Here is a 17,770-nt window from a genome sequence, read left to right on the forward strand (position 1 = left end):
TTGTGCTGAATTAAGTTAAAGCCCCTGGCGGAGACATCCGATTTTTAAAGGTAATTTTTCAGCATTAGCTGGCACTAAGCCCTCACGAAGGGCAATTGCCAGTAAAAGCCTGATAAAGTGAACGAAGACTAAGAACGCAACGTCCTGTGGCAACGTCTTTGTGACCCACATCGTGTGGGCCTAAAAAATCTGGGCGCAAATGCACTTTGGCGCATTTGATTTGAAAAGCTGGATAAAACAGTTACTGTTTTGTCTAGCTTTTTTATGTTTAACTGTAAAATATATATTTTTTCTTTAGTATAAATCTGATATGATTTATGCTTGTAAAATGTCGATTTTTGTAAACTGACTTCGAGAAATTGATTTTTTATTAATAGGAGAAAACATAATGAGGAAACGTCAGGGGCTTAGACTACAATTAGCAATTGGTTTATTAGTAATGCTTACTGTTTTATGTACCGTATTCGTTGCAATGTACTCTTCACATCTTACACTTAATGAGACACTAAAGGATAGATACCTTGTAAACAATTACGCTTATGCAACAAAGCTTTCCACTAGTACAAGTGATTTGTTCCTTCAAATGCAAAAAAATATTACGTCATTAGGAAGAATACTTGGCAACCATCATTTAAATCAGAAGGATTTAGATGAATGGAAAAACGCAAATAGTAATTATTTTAACTCCGTATTCTTCACTGATCAAGAAGGTGTCATTCAGGCAATTAGTCCAGAAACTGTATCATATAAATCAAAGGTAACCGCAGGAATGAAGTTACAATCTGAAACAATGAAGAAGGCGCTGCAACTAAAGCGTCCATTTATTTCTGAGCCTTATAGTGCAACATCTGGTCAATTAATTATGTTAATATCTGCCCCAATCTTTAATCAAAATGGAGATTATCAAGGATTAGTTGGAGGGACCTTGTATTTAGAAGGTGAGAATGCTCTAAAAAAAATGCTCAATAAACATAATTATGATGATGGTTCTTATGTGTTTGTTGTCGATGCAACAGGAAGAATTATATATCACCCTCTTTCAAGCAGGGTGAATGAGAATGTTTCAGAGAATAAAGTAGTTTCAAAGATTATTAGAGGTCAAAGTGGTTCAGACGTCGTGATCAATACAAATGGTAATGAGTTTTTTGCTGGATATGCCGTCATGGGTGATACAGGATGGGGGATTGTATCTCAAACTCCGACTAGTGTATTAGAGGAGCCAATACAAAATAATCATAAGATGATGTTTTATCGTTCCCTTCCTTTGTTAATGCTTATCTTACTCATTGGTTGGGCATTAACCATAAATTTAACGAAACCAATAAATAAACTTGCAAAATTATCTGAAGAGGCTATTAATCAGAAAAACTCGTCCATAAATGTAAATAAGGTTAAAACAAATTCAAATATCTATGAAATACGACAACTATTTCATCATATTACGAATTACTTCACATTATTAAACAATCAAATCCAAATAGATGGACTAACAGGTTTAGTTAATCGTAGAACATTCGATCTTGTTATAAATGAGTGGATTGAAGAAAAAGTTCCATTTTCATTAATTATGCTAGATATTGACCATTTTAAAAAGGTAAATGATACTTTTGGTCATTTAGTGGGAGATGACGTGTTAAAACATCTTTCCCAAATAATGAAATCCGTAGTATCTGAACAGGACATTTGTTTCCGATACGGTGGAGAGGAATTTGGAATTATTGTTCACAATAAGAGCGAAGAAGAAGCATTTGTAATAGCTGAAAAATTAAGGAGATTAGTTGAAAATAGTTCGAACCCAACAGGTCAAATAATCACAATCTCATTAGGTGTCACTTTATCAGACTTAGCTGATAAACATGCAAAACAAATTGTTGAAAGAGCAGATACTGCACTTTACGAATCAAAGGAAACTGGAAGAAACCGGACGACACTTTATTTTAAAAAGCGCTTTAGTGCAGTAAACTAAGATTATCCGATCCCATATTGTATGTCGTTTTTATATCGAACGAGCAATATGGGATTTATTATTTAGGGCATCTATTTTTATAAATTCAAATAGGAATAGTATAATATAAATATTGAATCATTATATGGGACTGTAAAAGGAGAGGTGAAAATGCCCATTTCATTTATAAAAACAGAGAAGCAAGAACATTTATATAAGATGGCAAGGGAATTGGCAATCAATTTTCATGAGAGAGCTGCGAACTATGATGAAACAGGTGAATTCCCTACATTAAATATCGAGGATTTAAAAAAATCAGGCTATACGAGCCTTTCTGTACCTAAGGAGTATGGTGGGAAAGAAGGTCTTTCCTTGTATGACTTTGTCTTGCTACAAGAAACACTTGCTGTAGGGGATGGCTCAACCGCTTTATCAATTGGATGGCATCTTGGTGCGACCATGGATGTATTCGAAAAGCATCGTTGGAACAATGAAAAACTTACATATTATGCAAACCAGGTACTGCAAGGAGCATTATACAATCGCGCTGCAACAGAACCCCAAACAGGCAGCCCCACTAGAGGAGGAAAGCCTCAAACAGCTGCCAGAAAAGAAGGAAACAAATGGATTCTATCAGGAAGAAAATCCTTTACAACCATGGTGCCTGTTCTTGATTATATAGGTGTTATTGCTTCAATAGAAGGAACAGACCAAATTGGTGAGTTTCTGGTCGATCGTTCAAAAGCTAGAGTTACAATCGAAGAAACCTGGAACACGATTTCAATGAGAGGTACTGGAAGTCATGATTTAGTTCTTACGAATGTAGAGCTTGAAGAAGATGATTTGGTTGAAATATTAACGCCTGAATTAAAAGCAATGCCAAGTGGTTGGATGCTACATATCCCAGCATGTTACCTGGGAATTGCAATTGCAGCAAGAAATTATGCAGTGAAATTTGCAAATGAATACTCACCAAATAGCATAAAAGGACCGATAAGAACGATACCTAATGTCGGGCGTGTCGTTGGGGAAATGGAAGCCGAGCTGCTACAGGCCCGTCACGTACTTTATTCAATTGCTGACAAATGGGACCGGACTATTGACCGCAGTCAACTTGGGCCAGAATTAGGTCTTGCAAAATATATTGCTACAAATAGTGCAATTTCAGTAGTCGATAAAGCCATGCGGATCGTCGGAGCGAAAAGTCTCCACAAATCTAACCCACTACAACGCTACTATCGTGATGTAAGAGCTGGGCTTCATAACCCACCAATGGATGATATGACAATTGCGAAGCTAGCAGATATGGCGTTCAAGGAAATGGAATAAGAAGAGGAAGGTAGTCACAATGGTTTTGATTGTGGCTACTTTTTTTGTGCTTTGAAAATGAAATATCTAGACTAGAATAATATATTTAACCAATAAATAGGTAATCAATTTCTTACAATCCAATCTCGTAAACGTTGATAAACCTTTGTATAATTAGAGTAGCTAAGATTTTGATTATTTACGGAACTTTGAAAGTGAATTAAATTAGGAGGTAATAAAAGAATACGAAGAGGAGGTATTTAGTTTTGAAGAATAGTAAAAAGAAACTTTTAGGAATGTCTTTTGCATTCATGCTTGTAGCAGGTGGACTAGCTGGCTGTGCAAACACTGATGCATCAAAAAAACTGGATTCAGATAGGAAAACAAGTTTTACAATAATGGCGAATCTTTATACTCCAGAGGTTCCATCCGATAAAATTGAAAAGCTTCTTGAAGAAAAAACGGGTGTTGATTTAACTATACAATGGACACCAGATACGAGCTACGAAGAAAAATTAAACACGGCATTTGCAACAGAAACCTTACCAGAAGCAGTATTTCTAAAAAACCAAACTACTTTTATTCAATTTAAAGAGGCAATTCGCGATGATCAGTTCTGGGAAATCGGTCCCTATTTAAACGAATTTACGAACTTAAGTAAGTTAAATGAACAAATTATAGAAAACACAGCAGTCGATGGCAAAATTTATGCTTTATATCAAGGTAGACCATTATCTCGACAAGGGCTAATTTATCGTAAGGACTGGGCAAATAATTTGGGGTTAGAAGCTCCAAAATCTATTGATGATGTGTATGAAATGGCTAGAGCTTTTACAGAGAATGATCCTGATGGAAACGGAAAGGATGACACTTTTGGAATCACTGATCGTGCAGACCTTTCCTATGGGGCATTCAAAACAGTAGCATCATGGCTTGGAACTCCAAATGGTTGGGGTGAAAAAGATGGACAACTTCTTCCAGAATTTATGTTTGCAGAGTATACAGACACAATGGATTATCTAAAAAAGCTGCGTGATAAAGGTTATATCAACCAGGACTTCCCTGTAACAAGTAAAGAAGATCAACAAGCATTCTTTAAAAATGGTACTGCTGGTATGTATATTGGCTCAATGGCTGATGTAGTAAGTCTTCATAAGGATGCAGTAACATTAAATCCAGATATCGAGTTTGATGTTCAGAATAAAATCGTAGGTTCAAATGGAGAATATGGCATTTGGGCTATCCCTGGCTATGGAAATGTCGTATTATTCCCTAGATCTGCTGTTAAATCAGAAGAACAATTAAAAGAAATCCTTGGTTTCTTTGATAAACTAGCAACTCCAGAAATTGCGAACTTAATTTTCTGGGGACTTGAAGGTGAACATTATACAGTACAAGAGGAGAGAGCACTTGCCTCAGAGGATACTGATTTAACAACTAGAGAGGTAAAACCTTATCAGTCTCTTGAAATCGGAGAACCTAAGACAAATGGTAGATATGAAGGTGTATTCACATTGCCTGCTAAGGAAAAGGCTGAAGAATTAATTTTAGACAATGAAAATTACTTAATTCACGATCCAACTGTTCCACTTGACTCTGCAACATTTGCAGAAAGGGGCGAACTATTGAACCAGAAAATCAATGATGCAACATATCAATATATTCTAGGTGATCTCGACAAAGCTGGATTTGAAAAAGCGATTGAAGATTGGAAGAAATCTGGTGGGGATGACGTAATCAAAGAATTTAATGAGTCGTATCAAAAACTTAAATAACTAGGATTCTAGTAAAAGGGTGGAGGCATATTTACTTGTCTTCACTCTTTTGATGGGGTGTCCTTTTTCAAGAAAGATTCAAAACCTTTTGTAAATGTAATAATCATTTTCTTACAAACACCTTTGAAAGTGCTTTCAAACCCAGTGTTGAAGGGATATGTGAGAATTTGATTATTCACATCATCATACCATGGAGATAAATTTAAGGTGCACCACAAAACCAAAAAAATAAATAGGGGGAATAACTTTGAAGAAAAGTAAGAAGAAGTTTTTAGGCTTATCCCTTGCTTTGATGCTAGGGGTAGCTGGACTGGCTGCTTGTTCAAATGAAAGCGCTTCAGGCGATAAAAATTCAGACAAGCCAAAAGAACAAAAGGAGGAGAAAGTTAGCTTTACGATTATGGCTAACCTTCACACACCTGAAGTTCCATCTGACAAAATTGAAAAGCTGTTAGAGGAAAAAACAGGTGTTGATCTAACCATTCAGTGGACACCGGATACAAGCTATGAGGAAAAACTGAACACAGCATTTGCAACAGAAACATTACCAGAAGCGGTATTCTTGAAAAACCAAACAACTTTCATTCAATTTAAAGAAGCAATTCGCGATGAACAGTTTTGGGAAATCGGACCTTATTTAGACGAGTTTCCTAACTTAAGCAAATTGAATGAGCAGATCTTAGCAAACACAGCAGTTGATGGAAAAATCTATTCATTATACCAAGGAAGACCTTTATCTCGCCAAGGATTAATTTATCGAAAAGACTGGGCAGATAAATTAGGTATTGGTACTCCTGAAACTACGGAAGATATTTACGCAATGGCTAAAGCATTTACAGAACAAGATCCAGATGGAAACGGAAAAGATGATACATTTGGTCTTACTGATCGCGCCGATTTAGCTTATGGTGCATTTGATACCGTAGCATCATGGTTTGGGTCTCCTAATGGATGGGGAGAAAAAGACGGGGAATTACAACCAAGATTTATGTTTGATGAATTTTTCCAAACAATGGATTACTTTAAAGAGCTACGTGATAATGGATATATTAACCAAGACTTTCCAGTAACAAGTAAAGAAGATCAACAAGCATTCTTTAAAAATGGTACAGCTGGAATGTATATCGGTTCAATGGCTGACGTAGTAAGCTTGCACAAGGATGCAGTTCAATTAAACCCTGACATTGAGTACGATGTTCATAACATTATTAAGGGACCAAATGGCGAGTTTGGCGTATGGGCAATACCAGGTTATGGTAACGTTGTGTTATTCCCGAAATCGGCTGTAAAAACGGAAGAACAGTTAAAAGGAATCCTTGGTTTCTTTGATAAATTAATGACTCCAGAACTGTCTAACCTTATTTTCTGGGGAATTGAAGGCGAGCATTATGAAGTACAAGATGGCAGAGCTCTAGCATCTGAGGACCAAGACTTAACAAATCGTGATGTGAAGCCATATCAGGCACTTGAAATCGGTGAAATTAAAACTAACGGTAGATATGATGGAGTATTTACATTACCAGCTAAGGAAAAGGCTGAAAACTTAATTATTGATAATGAAAATTACTTAATTCATGACCCAACAGTTGCACTTGACTCTGCAACATTTGCAGAAAAAGGTGAACTTCTTAACCAAAAAATCACAGATGCAACATATCAATATATCTTAGGCGATCTTGATAAAGCAGGCTTTGAAAAAGTAATTAATGATTGGAAGAAGTCTGGTGGAGATGATGTAATCAAGGAATTTAACGAGTCAAATAAAAAGTCTAAATAATCATCGAAATCTTAATGCAAAAATAAAAGGCTGTGCAATACAGCCTTTTATTTTATTCATATAAACAGGAAAATCTAATAACCTAATATTTTGTATTTCAGGGATGTGTACTTATGTTCCAAATTGACAAGGCGAAGAGATTAAATCAGCAGGCCGTCATTTCCCTAGTAAATCATGCTATTTACCAATTCGGAAATTCTATGTCTTTAATCTTTCTCAATATCTATCTATGGAGATTAACAAACAGCTTATTTATAAATGCTGTCTTCAATTTAGTGGCGCTCCTTGCCCAGGCTGTTACAACATTCTCGATCGGCAAATTCGCAAAACGGAAGGGAAAGCTGCTCGCATATCGATTAGGTATCTTTATTACTGCCTTCTTTTATCTTTTTATTTTAATAGCCCAAGAAGAAATTGTCACATTTTATCTTCTCTTTGCAATTATGAAAGGTATTTCACAAGCCTTATATTGGTTAGGGTATTTCACAATCGTCCATGAAGTTTCAACAGATAAAAACCGACTTCGGGTTTTAGGGTTAAATACGATTGTCATGAATGGTACAAATCTTTCGGGTCCGGCAATTGCTGCATTTATCATCGGTTTATACTCAGGCTTCCAAGGTTATATGATCGTTTTCGGTGTAGCTTTCGTCATGTTTGCTATCGCAGCAATTGGTAGCATGAAGCTGAAAAAAGAGGAGAACCATCATACATCCTATTACATGAAGTACCTCCCCTTAATCTTAAAAAGGGAACCAGTGTTTAAGAAATCAATGGTTGGATGGTTTATTTTGGGGTTTCCACACGGAATTTTATCGTTTATTCCATCTATTTTATTATATGAGATCTTTCTAAAAGAACAGACAGTGGCTAATTTAAATATCTTGTTTTTGTCGTTATCGATTATCTCAAGTTATTTTATTTCAAGGTTTGCACAGTCTGAAGGGACTGTAAAGTATTTGCTACTATCAGCTGCCGGGTTTACCTTATCTACCGTTTTTTTACTTGCAGATTTATCTGCTTTAACGGTCATTTTGTTTATGTCCATCTATTCTATTTTTAAGCCTTTGCAGGGGAATTCATATGAAGCATTTTACTATAACATGATTGGACAGCTTCCATTAAAATCAAATTTTAGGACAGAAGCAGTTGTGTTGCGTGAAACGATTATTAATTTGGGTAGAGGTTTTGGGATAATCATTTTCTTAACTTTTGTAAATGGCATTGAAGCAGATAGTATACCATTCGTACTCTTTGCATTAGCGGTGGTACAATGGTTCATCCCTTATTTAGTAGCAAATAAACAATCTTTTTTTTCGAAAAACGAAAAGTGGTCGATATAATCATTTTCTAAGATAAGCCGTCAAAATCTCCTAAACTACTACAATCTACCCGGTATATGAAACTTTGATTATTTACGATATGTAAAAGTATTTAGAAAATACAAGTATAAGGTTTTTTTAAAATCGGTAACATAAACAACTCCTATTATATTTGCTTGACAAACCTTTAAAAGCAAATAAGTAAGCGATTGCAAATAATAGATGAAAGGGATGATGAGAGTGAAGTCAGAAACAGTTATTGAACAAAACAGCCAAACAGAACTAGCGACACAAAAGACAGTTGTTAGCCAAGATTTGCAACGTAGCTTTAAAGCCGAGATAAAAAGGCGCATATTCAAAAATAAACTATTATATTTGATGATCCTTCCAGGTTTGTTGTACTTACTTATTTACAAATACGTTCCAATGCTTGGTCTAGTGATCTCGTTTCAGAATTACAAACCATATCAAGGGATTTTGGGAAGTGAATGGGTAGGGTTTGAACACTTTATCCATTTGTTTTCAGATTCGGATTTCTGGATGATTTTACGGAATACACTTTTCCTTTTTGGATTGCATATTTTTATAGCGTTTCCAATTCCAATAATCCTAGCATTGATGCTTAATGAGGTAAAAAATCTTTTCTTTAAAAGAACAATACAGTCACTGATCTATATTCCACACTTTATGAGTTGGGTAATCATTGTTTCCATAAGTTTTGTCCTTTTAACAATGGATGGTGGATTGATCAATGAATTATTAGTAAGTCTTGGTTTGAATAAAGTTAACTTCCTAATGAACTCCGATTGGTTTAGACCAATTTATATCACACAAGTTGTGTGGCAAAGTGCTGGTTGGGGAACCATCATTTACTTAGCGGCTATCTCAGGGGTAGATCCTGGGTTATATGAAGCTGCAAAAATGGATGGAGCAAGTAAATTACGTCAAATTTGGCATATTACATTACCTGCAATCCGACCAGTTATCATTGTCTTACTTATTCTAAAAATCGGTGATGTTTTAGAGCTTGGTTTCGAGCATGTATATCTATTACTAAATGCTTCTAACCGTAGCGTTGCTGAAATTTTTGATACGTATGTATATGTTACTGGATTATTACAGGGCCAATACAGCTATAGTACAGCAGTCGGCTTATTTAAAGGGCTCGTTGGTTTAGTCCTAGTTGTCTTTGCAAACAGAATGGCCAAGAAATTCGGAGAAGAAGGTATTTACTAAGCTAACTTTATTCAACAGAGCTTGAATAAAGTTCAAGCCTCCGGCGGAGACATCCGATTTTCAAAGGAAGTTTTTCGAGCTTAAGATCAAAGACTAAGAACGCCACTTCCTGTGGCAACGTCTTTGTGACCCACCTCGTGTGGGCCTAAAAAATCTGGGCGCAAATACGCCAAGGCGCAATTGATTATAACAAAGGGAGTGAGAGTATGGTTGGAGAAAAAGAGTTCGGAAGCCGGATCTTCCGTTTAGGAAATAATTTATTGCTAATTTTGATCGCACTTACAATGGTGTTGCCATTTATACATGTTATTGCAGCCTCGTTTACTACTAGTGCAGAGTTAGCAGATAAACGTTTTGTCTTATTTCCTACTGTATTTAGTTTAGATGCCTATAAATATATTTTCTCAACAAATACAATCTTTAAGGCATTATTCGTTTCAATTGGAGTGACACTCGTCGGTACATTATGGAGTATGTTCATTTCATTATTAACAGCTTATGGGTTATCACGTAAGGACTTGATCGGTAGAAGACAAATCTTGTTCTTGTTCGTATTCACGATGTTATTTAGTGGTGGAATGATTCCTACCTTCTTAATTGTTAAAAACACTGGATTACTTGATAGTTATGCAGCGTTAATTGTACCAGTCACAATCAACGTATTTAACATGATCATTTTACGAAGCTTCATCATGGGATTGCCAGAAGGATTAATAGAGTCAGCGAAAATTGATGGCTGTAACGACTTTGGGGTCCTATTTAGAATTGTAATGCCAATTTCAAAGCCAGCCTTAGCAACCGTATCTTTATTCTATGCAGTTGCATACTGGAACACATATATGCATGCAATCCTATATATCAATGATGCAGCAAAATGGCCAATTCAAGTTTTACTAAGACAGATCGTAGTTCTTGCGAGTGGACTTAGCTACGATAGCTCAGAATTTACAAACATTCCACCGCCAGATATTACAATTAAGATGGCAGTTATTGTTGTCGCAACAATCCCTGTACTAATGGTATATCCATTCCTACAAAAATACTTCACGAAAGGAGCTATGCTTGGCTCGATGAAGGAGTAGTTTGATAGGACGTTACAAACATAAAAATTCAATATGAAGGTGAGCTGCAGATGGACATTACCAATTCTTTTGAGAAATTAGATTCTCTATTTGATGGATTTTTTGAATGGCTGGCAGGTCAATATGATCCGATTACAGGCGGTTTTTATTATGCAAAAAGCTCTGTATCTGATAGCTCCTTTACACCTGATATCGAATCAACTGCCCAAGCCTTAAATATTTTATCGCGGAATGAATTACTTACTAAAATGCCCGTAGAATTACGGGCAAAATTTATTTCTTTTTTCAAACGTAAACAAGACCCGAAAACAGGATTTTTTCTAGATGATAACCCACACATGAAAAATGATGAAGTAATGGTCAGTAGGGCCTTCAATTATTCAGTAAATTCATTATCCCGTTTAGGTGGTTCACCTTTCTATCAGTCACCTGTAGAGCTTAATAAAGCACCCCATTACGTAAATTCAGAAGAAGAATACATAAAAAAATGGAAAAGTATTAGTTTAGTGAATAGTTGGCGAGGCTGTGACTTATTAGCATCATCCTGCATGTACATTGGGCAGATGGATCAAGAGAACCAGGAAAAAATGATACAAATTGCTGCTAAGTACTTAGAAAGCATTCAAGATCCACTAACAGGTCTTTGGGGAGAAGGAAGCATGTATGTCCGAATCTCAGGGACCTTTAAGCTTCATACGTTTTACCATAAGTTCGGGTTAACGATGCCGAAAGTAGAAAAAATGTATCAAAGCATTCTTCACTGTTTACGAACTGAAATAGCTAAGGATATGTGCTACATCAGGAATCCGATTGATTTATTATCCTATATCAATCTAGAAATTCCCAAACACGAACTTGAAGAGATTATTCAAATTACGGTTGATAATATCGAAAAACTAAAACGCCCTGATGGCGGTTTTTCAAGAGAAATTGACCATTCGCCGACTGCGCCAAATGTTGCACAGGTAAAATCTGATGAGTTTTATCCCGATATGCCTGTTGCCGTTCATTTAGGGAAAGGTTTATACGAAGGGGACATGAATGCCGGTACCCAAGCTACCCTGATCCGATTGCAATTACACAAATTAGCTCGAAAAATAGCAATCCCTATTAAGGGTTCCGAGATGTTTTATCAACACGTTGAAAATAGATTACAAGAGAAATAGCAAATAATTGTTGGAGGGAATAGAATGGCTTTTTTAGACATCACACAATTAGGAGCAATTGGAGATAACAGTACTGATCATACGGATATTTTTGCTCAGGCAATTAATCAGTCTGCCGAAAATGGTGGGGGAACTGTTTTTGTGCCAGCTGGAACGTATTTAACAGGACCGATTGTACTTAAAAGTAATATAACTCTTTACTTAGAAGCGGGTGCAACAATCCGATTTTATGATGATTTTGATCGCTACCAACCCGTTAAAACACGTTGGTCTGGCTATGAGTGCTATGGATATTCCCCATTAATTTTTGGGGAAAAACTCGACAATGTTGCAATAAAAGGAGAAGGTTCCTTTGATGGGCAAGGGAAAGCATGGTGGTTGATTAATAGACAGCTCCGTAAAAATAGTACAGCCTATTCTTCAAAAACGACCGAACGAATTGCCGTGCTTAATCAAGACTTCATGGAACCCATTGAAACCAATCTAGTTGAATGGGATTCACAATTTTTACGTCCGCCTTTATTGCAATTGTTGGACTGTAAGCATGTCACAATTGAAGGTGTCACTTTAAAAAATTCACCATTTTGGAATACACATCTCGTTTATTGCGACGATGTCACCGTTCATAATGTAACCTTTGAAAATCCAGCAGACGCGCCTAATGGTGACGGATTTGACATCGATTCTTGTTCTAATGTACGAGTTTCAGATTGCCACTTCGCTGTTGGGGATGACTGTCTCGTCTTAAAATCAGGTATTAATGAAGACGGAAGAAGAGTAGGTAAGCCGACAGAAAATATAGTTGTAACAAACTGCACAATGCACCATGGACATGGAGGAATCGTTCTTGGAAGTGAGATGTCCGGTGGAATTAAAAATGTAACGATATCGAACTGTACATTTATTGGAACAGACCGTGGGGTACGTATAAAAACAAACCGAGAACGTGGCGGATACGTGAAAAATATTCTAGTGAACAATATTTATATGGAAGATGTATTATGTCCAATTGCCATTAATTCGTTTTATCGCCATGGTGTGAATGAGAAAGATCCGACAGTGAATAGTCTTAGGAAACAGCCAATTACCGAAAAGACACCTGAAATTGAACATATCCAAATTAGTAATATTACAGCAAAAAACTGCCGAGCAGCAGCTGGGTTTATTTACGGTCTGCCTGAACAACCGATACGCGATATTTCAATCCACCATTCCACAATTGAAATGACCCTTGACCCTAATGAAGAGGGCGGGGAGCCGGACATGGTTCAAGAAGAATTAGTAATGGCTGGAGCGGGTATTTTCGGAAAGTATATTTCAAATTTAGATATCCATCATGTCCGAATTGAAACTCGCCAAGGTGCTGGACTGCAAATTGAGGATAGCGAGCATGTCAATATTGATCATTTCTCAATGAGAAACCAACATAACTCTACTCCAGCAGTAATTTTAAAACACGTCGATAATAAAAATATTGATGGCTATGCGACACAAATGGCAAGTCCAAATTATTTGCAGATAGTAGAGTCTAGCAATGTTTTAAAACAAGATCTATAGCTTTTCATAGTTGGATATAAAAATATGGAGGTACTTACATGTGGGTAGTCCATCAATTTTTGGATGAATTATATCAAGATACAGTAAAAAATAACCCATCAACCTATGACGAGGAATGGCAATCATCATTAACTTCAAAATTTCAAGAGTTAATTGGGACTTATAAGAGTGATGTACCACTTCAACCTACAATAATAGAACAAAAGGTTTATGACCAGTATACAAGGTACAGTATTGAGATTACTACACTAGCAACTATTCGGTTACAGATGTATGCCCTAGTTCCAAACAATCTGAATGGTAAAAAAGCTCCAGCCATTCTCGCATTGCATGGTCATGGATATGGAAACAAAGATATTGTGGGGCTAGACCCTAAAGGTAATGACCGAAACGGCGACCCTGGATTACATAAAGATTTCGCTATTGAGCTTGTGAAACGTGGATTTGTTGTGATGGCGCCGGAATTAATTGGTTTTGGGGAGCGAACCTATTCAAACGACATGCGCCAATCACCATCAGATAATTCTTGTTATTCATTGGCAAGCCAATTGCTCCTTTATGGTAAGACGCTTGCAGGACTTCGTGTTTTTGAATGTCAAAAAGTATTAGATTTTATGGAAGAATTTGAGGAAATTGATGCTTCTCGAATCGGCTGTATGGGAATTTCAGGAGGCGGACTTGTTGCAGCCTATACATCTGTACTAGATAAGCGTATTCAGGCGACTGTTATATCGGGCTATACCAATACATTCAAAGGAAGCATTATGAACAGAAGGCATTGTTTAGACAATTATGTACCTGGAATACTGCAATACGCAAAGATGCCTGAACTAATCGCCTTAATGGTGCCACGCCCGTTATTTGTTGAGGCAGGAAAAATGGACCACCTCTTTCCTGTAAAAGAAACAGAAAAAGCAATTGAACAAATTAAAAGTATCTATTCTGATCGTAATGTTGAACACCTTGTAAATTGGCAGCTATTTGAAGGTGGTCATGAAATAAGCGGTGACCAATCTTTTGAGTGGTTATGTTCTATATTAAATGCAAAAAAATAGTACTCTCACAATCAAATAATTTGTTTGGAGTTGAATAAATACATGACGGAAGCTAAGAAAAGTCTTGCCGTTCGAAATGTATGGCAAGCCGATTTAGAAAATGGAATGTTTCAAAACCCAATTTTACATGCAGATTACTCGGACCCAGACGTTATTCGAGTAGGCAATGACTATTATATGGTTTCATCTAGCTTTCATATGTCCCCTTGTTTACCAGTTTTACATTCTACTGATCTCGTTAACTGGAAGATTATCAATCATGTAGCGGATACATTACCATTTGAAAGCTACGATAAACCACGTCATGGTGATGGCGTTTGGGCGCCTAGTCTTCGTTATCATGACGGAAAGTTTTGGGTGTTCTTTGGTGCGCCAGATGAAGGAGTTTTTATGAGTACGGCAGACGATCCTGCTGGAGAATGGACACCCCTACATTTGGTTAAGAAAACAAAAGGATGGATTGATACTTGTCCATTTTGGGATGACGATGGGCAAGCTTACCTCGTGAGTGCGTTTGCGAAAAGCAGAATCGGATTTAAAAGCATTCTTCATATTAGTCGAATGAAGCCAGATGGAACTGAGCTTTTGGATGAAGGAATCCATGTTTTTGATGGGAATGAAAACCATCAGACGATTGAAGGGCCGAAATTATACAAACGCAATGGCTATTATTATATTTTTGCACCTGCAGGCGGAGTTGCAACAGGTTGGCAGACCATTCTTCGTTCGAAACATATATTTGGTCCTTATGAAGATAAAATCGTGTTACATCAGGGAAAATCGAATATAAATGGCCCTCATCAAGGTGGTTGGGTTGAGACTGAAACAGGAGAATCATGGTTTCTTCATTTTCAGGATAAGGGAGCGTACGGTCGAATTGTCCATCTCCAACCCATGGTTTGGGAAAATGATTGGCCAGTAATGGGTCATAACCAAAATGATGAAGGAATCAGTGAACCTGTTCTCCAATGGGAAAAGCCAGAATCGAAAGTAGCTTCAGAGATTATTGTTCCTGACATGAGTGATGATTTTAGCTCTAATCAATTAGGGCTCCAGTGGCAATGGCAAGCCAATCAAAAATATCATTGGTATGAAATAAATGGGCAAATGCTTCGATTACACGCAATTGGACATCCTGGTGAAACCAATCTTTACCGTATCCCAAATATCATGACTCAGAAATTCCCTGCTGAAACCTTTAATGTGACAACAAAACTGAGATTTGCTCCTGAAAAGGAACATGATAGAACCGGATTAGTTATTCTAGGAAGACAATACGCCTCCATTGTAATTAAACAAGTTGAGGATCAATTAGGTGTCTTTTATCATAGCGGGGATGAAGAGAAGCTACAGAACGAGGTCTTGGTCGGGCATTTAAATGGAAATGAACTATTTCTACGTGTAGAGGTAGATAAGGGAGCAATATGTAGCTTTAGTTACAGTGAGGATGGAGTCACCTTTAAGAAGGTAAATGAGGAATTTGAAGCTGCGCCTGGTAAATGGGTTGGTGCACAAATCGGAATCTACTGTTATAACAGTAAACTTGAAAAAAGCAAAGGATATGCAGAATTCGACTATTTTTCAGTTCACTAATTAAATACGCCTGAAAATCTGTGGAATCAGCCGGAGGCTTACCTTTATTCAGTCGGGGTTTGAATCAGCCGCTGAATTTTATAGTCTTTTGATTTATCCCCAACTTATAGAAGTAGGGGACATTGCTGAATAAAGTTAAAAGGGGGGAATCTTATGGCTACTACTTTTAAAAATCCAATTATACCGGGATTTTATCCAGACCCATCTATCTGTCGTGTCGCGGATGATTATTATTTAGTCACATCCACATTTGAATATTTTCCGGGGATTCCCATTTTTCATAGTAAGGACTTAGTAAACTGGCGGCAAATCGGACATGTACTCAGTCGATCAAGCCAACTAAACCTTGATGGGACACCGAATTCAAAAGGAATCTATGCAGCAACCATCCGATATAATAAAGGAATCTTTTATGTCATTACAACCTTTGTGGAAAGTCAAACGGGTGCCAGAAGAAATTTCTTTGTAACAGCAGAGAACCCTGATGGTCCATGGTCTGACCCATATTGGTTAGATGACTGTCCTGGTATCGATACATCCTTATTTTTCGATGATGACGGGAAAGTATATGTAACGGCAAATCGACGGCCACCAGGTGGTCAGCTGTACCCAAAACATATGGAAATTTGGCTTCAGGAATTGGACTTAGAAACAAAGCAATTGACCGGAGAGAAATATAGTCTTTGGGACGGGGCACTAAAGTATGTTCATGCCCAGGAGGCACCACATATTTATAAAGTAGACGGAAGGTATTATTTACTAATTGCGGAAGGTGGCACTGGCTTTACTCATTCTATCACCGTTGCTCGCAGTGAATCGATTACTGGCCCTTATGAAGGTGCTAAAATAAATCCAATTCTGACACATCGTCATTTGGGAAGAGATTATCCGATTGCAAATGTAGGGCATGGTGATCTTGTTGAAACGAGTATGGGTGAATGGTGGATGGTTTGCTTGGGATCACGTCCATACGATGGCGGGTATCGTAACCTAGGCAGGGAATCTTTTCTTGTACCAATCAAATGGGAAGATGGGTGGCCAGTTGTCAATCCAGGTAAAGGCATAGTTGAAGTTGAAGGGGTAAAACCTAATTTAGAGGAACAAAGATGGCCAACAGACCCAGTTTGCGATCATTTTGATTTATCAGATTTACGAATGCAATGGAATTTTATCCGTACACCAAGAGGGGATTTTTGGTCATTACAGGAACGCCGAGGACATTTACGTATACGATTAAAGCCTGAAACAATTACAGAGGCAGTTAACCCTGCTTTTATTGGACGAAGACAATGTCACATCAACTTTGCTGCTCGAACAAAAATGGAGTTTTCGCCAAACAATAGGCATGAGGTTGCAGGATTAGTCCTACTGCAAAATACTGATTTCCACTACCGCGTTGAATACGTACAATCAGAGATTCGATTAATAAAAAGAGAAGCAGGCCACGAAGAAATCCTTGCTGTAAGACCTTATCAACATCAAAAGGTTTTTCTAAAAGTGGAGGCATATGGACAGGTCTATCATTTTTATTTTGCGAGAGTACCAGAAAAGTGGGAAATTCTAAAGGAAGATGTAGATGGAAGAATTTTAAGTACAGATGTTGCAGGTGGATTTACAGGAGCGTATATAGGAATGTACGCTAGTTCCAATGGTGTAGAATCATCGAACTTTGCTGACTTTGATTATTTTGAATACATTGGATTAGATTAAAGATGATGTACCGCAAGAAGTGTTTAGCGGTACATACTCGTTCCGAAAAGCAGTAAGCGTGTACCGCAAGAAGTGTTTAGCGGTACATGCTTGTTCCAAAAGCAGTAAGCATGTACCGCAAGAAGTGTTTAGCGGTACACGTTCGTTCCGAAAAGCAGTAAGCGTGTCCCGCAAGAAGTGTTTAGCGGTACACGCTCGTTGCGAAAAGCAGTAAGCATGTACCGTAAGAAGTGTTTAGCGGTAC

12 protein-coding genes are annotated in these 17,770 nt (G+C 37.3%); all 12 read left to right on the forward strand.

Annotated elements, in window-relative coordinates:
• Nucleotides 1-388: 388 nt before the first annotated feature.
• The 12 genes from V7097_RS19690 to V7097_RS19745 all read left to right on the forward strand — a co-directional run bounded on the left by V7097_RS19690 (nucleotide 389) and on the right by V7097_RS19745 (nucleotide 17,526).
• Complete coding sequence (locus V7097_RS19690) at nucleotides 389-1,966, forward strand: sensor domain-containing diguanylate cyclase (RefSeq protein ID WP_335705351.1); 1,578 nt, start codon at nucleotides 389-391, stop codon at nucleotides 1,964-1,966.
• 150 nt (nucleotides 1,967-2,116) lie between these two features.
• Nucleotides 2,117-3,274, forward strand: a complete 1,158-nt coding sequence (locus tag V7097_RS19695; protein WP_335705352.1) for an acyl-CoA dehydrogenase family protein — start codon at nucleotides 2,117-2,119, stop codon at nucleotides 3,272-3,274.
• Nucleotides 3,275-3,549: 275 nt separating this feature from the next.
• Nucleotides 3,550-5,028, forward strand: a complete 1,479-nt coding sequence (locus tag V7097_RS19700) for an extracellular solute-binding protein (RefSeq protein ID WP_438824256.1) — start codon at nucleotides 3,550-3,552, stop codon at nucleotides 5,026-5,028.
• Between the two features lie 292 nt (nucleotides 5,029-5,320).
• A complete protein-coding gene (locus tag V7097_RS19705) occupies nucleotides 5,321-6,805 on the forward strand; it encodes an extracellular solute-binding protein (RefSeq protein WP_335705366.1) in 1,485 nt (494 codons plus the stop codon).
• Nucleotides 6,806-6,918: 113 nt separating this feature from the next.
• Entirely contained in the window at nucleotides 6,919-8,148 is a 1,230-nt protein-coding gene (locus V7097_RS19710; protein ID WP_335705353.1) for an MFS transporter, read from the forward strand.
• Nucleotides 8,149-8,442: 294 nt separating this feature from the next.
• Nucleotides 8,443-9,363: an ABC transporter permease gene (locus V7097_RS19715; RefSeq protein WP_335705367.1), complete on the forward strand. Its 921-nt coding sequence runs from the start codon at nucleotides 8,443-8,445 to the stop codon at nucleotides 9,361-9,363.
• A gap of 206 nt (nucleotides 9,364-9,569) precedes the next feature.
• Nucleotides 9,570-10,445 carry a carbohydrate ABC transporter permease gene (locus tag V7097_RS19720; RefSeq protein WP_335705354.1) on the forward strand — a complete coding sequence of 292 codons (876 nt, stop codon included), beginning with the start codon at nucleotides 9,570-9,572 and terminating at the stop codon, nucleotides 10,443-10,445.
• 50 nt (nucleotides 10,446-10,495) lie between these two features.
• Nucleotides 10,496-11,611 (forward strand): hypothetical protein, encoded by a 1,116-nt coding sequence (locus V7097_RS19725; protein WP_335705355.1) that lies wholly within the window; start codon nucleotides 10,496-10,498, stop codon nucleotides 11,609-11,611.
• Nucleotides 11,612-11,635: 24 nt separating this feature from the next.
• Nucleotides 11,636-13,168 carry a glycoside hydrolase family 28 protein gene (locus V7097_RS19730; protein WP_335705356.1) on the forward strand — a complete coding sequence of 511 codons (1,533 nt, stop codon included), beginning with the start codon at nucleotides 11,636-11,638 and terminating at the stop codon, nucleotides 13,166-13,168.
• A 38-nt stretch (nucleotides 13,169-13,206) separates the two neighbouring features.
• Entirely contained in the window at nucleotides 13,207-14,223 is a 1,017-nt protein-coding gene (locus V7097_RS19735; protein WP_335705357.1) for an alpha/beta hydrolase family protein, read from the forward strand.
• Nucleotides 14,224-14,265: 42 nt separating this feature from the next.
• Nucleotides 14,266-15,816 carry a glycoside hydrolase family 43 protein gene (locus V7097_RS19740; protein WP_335705358.1) on the forward strand — a complete coding sequence of 517 codons (1,551 nt, stop codon included), beginning with the start codon at nucleotides 14,266-14,268 and terminating at the stop codon, nucleotides 15,814-15,816.
• A gap of 153 nt (nucleotides 15,817-15,969) precedes the next feature.
• Nucleotides 15,970-17,526 (forward strand): glycoside hydrolase family 43 protein, encoded by a 1,557-nt coding sequence (locus V7097_RS19745; RefSeq protein WP_335705359.1) that lies wholly within the window; start codon nucleotides 15,970-15,972, stop codon nucleotides 17,524-17,526.
• The last annotated feature ends 244 nt before the right edge of the window (nucleotides 17,527-17,770 follow it).

Origin of the sequence: Bacillus sp. JJ1562 (assembly GCF_036962705.1) — a bacterium.
Taxonomy (GTDB): domain Bacteria; phylum Bacillota; class Bacilli; order Bacillales; family Bacillaceae_L; genus Ferdinandcohnia.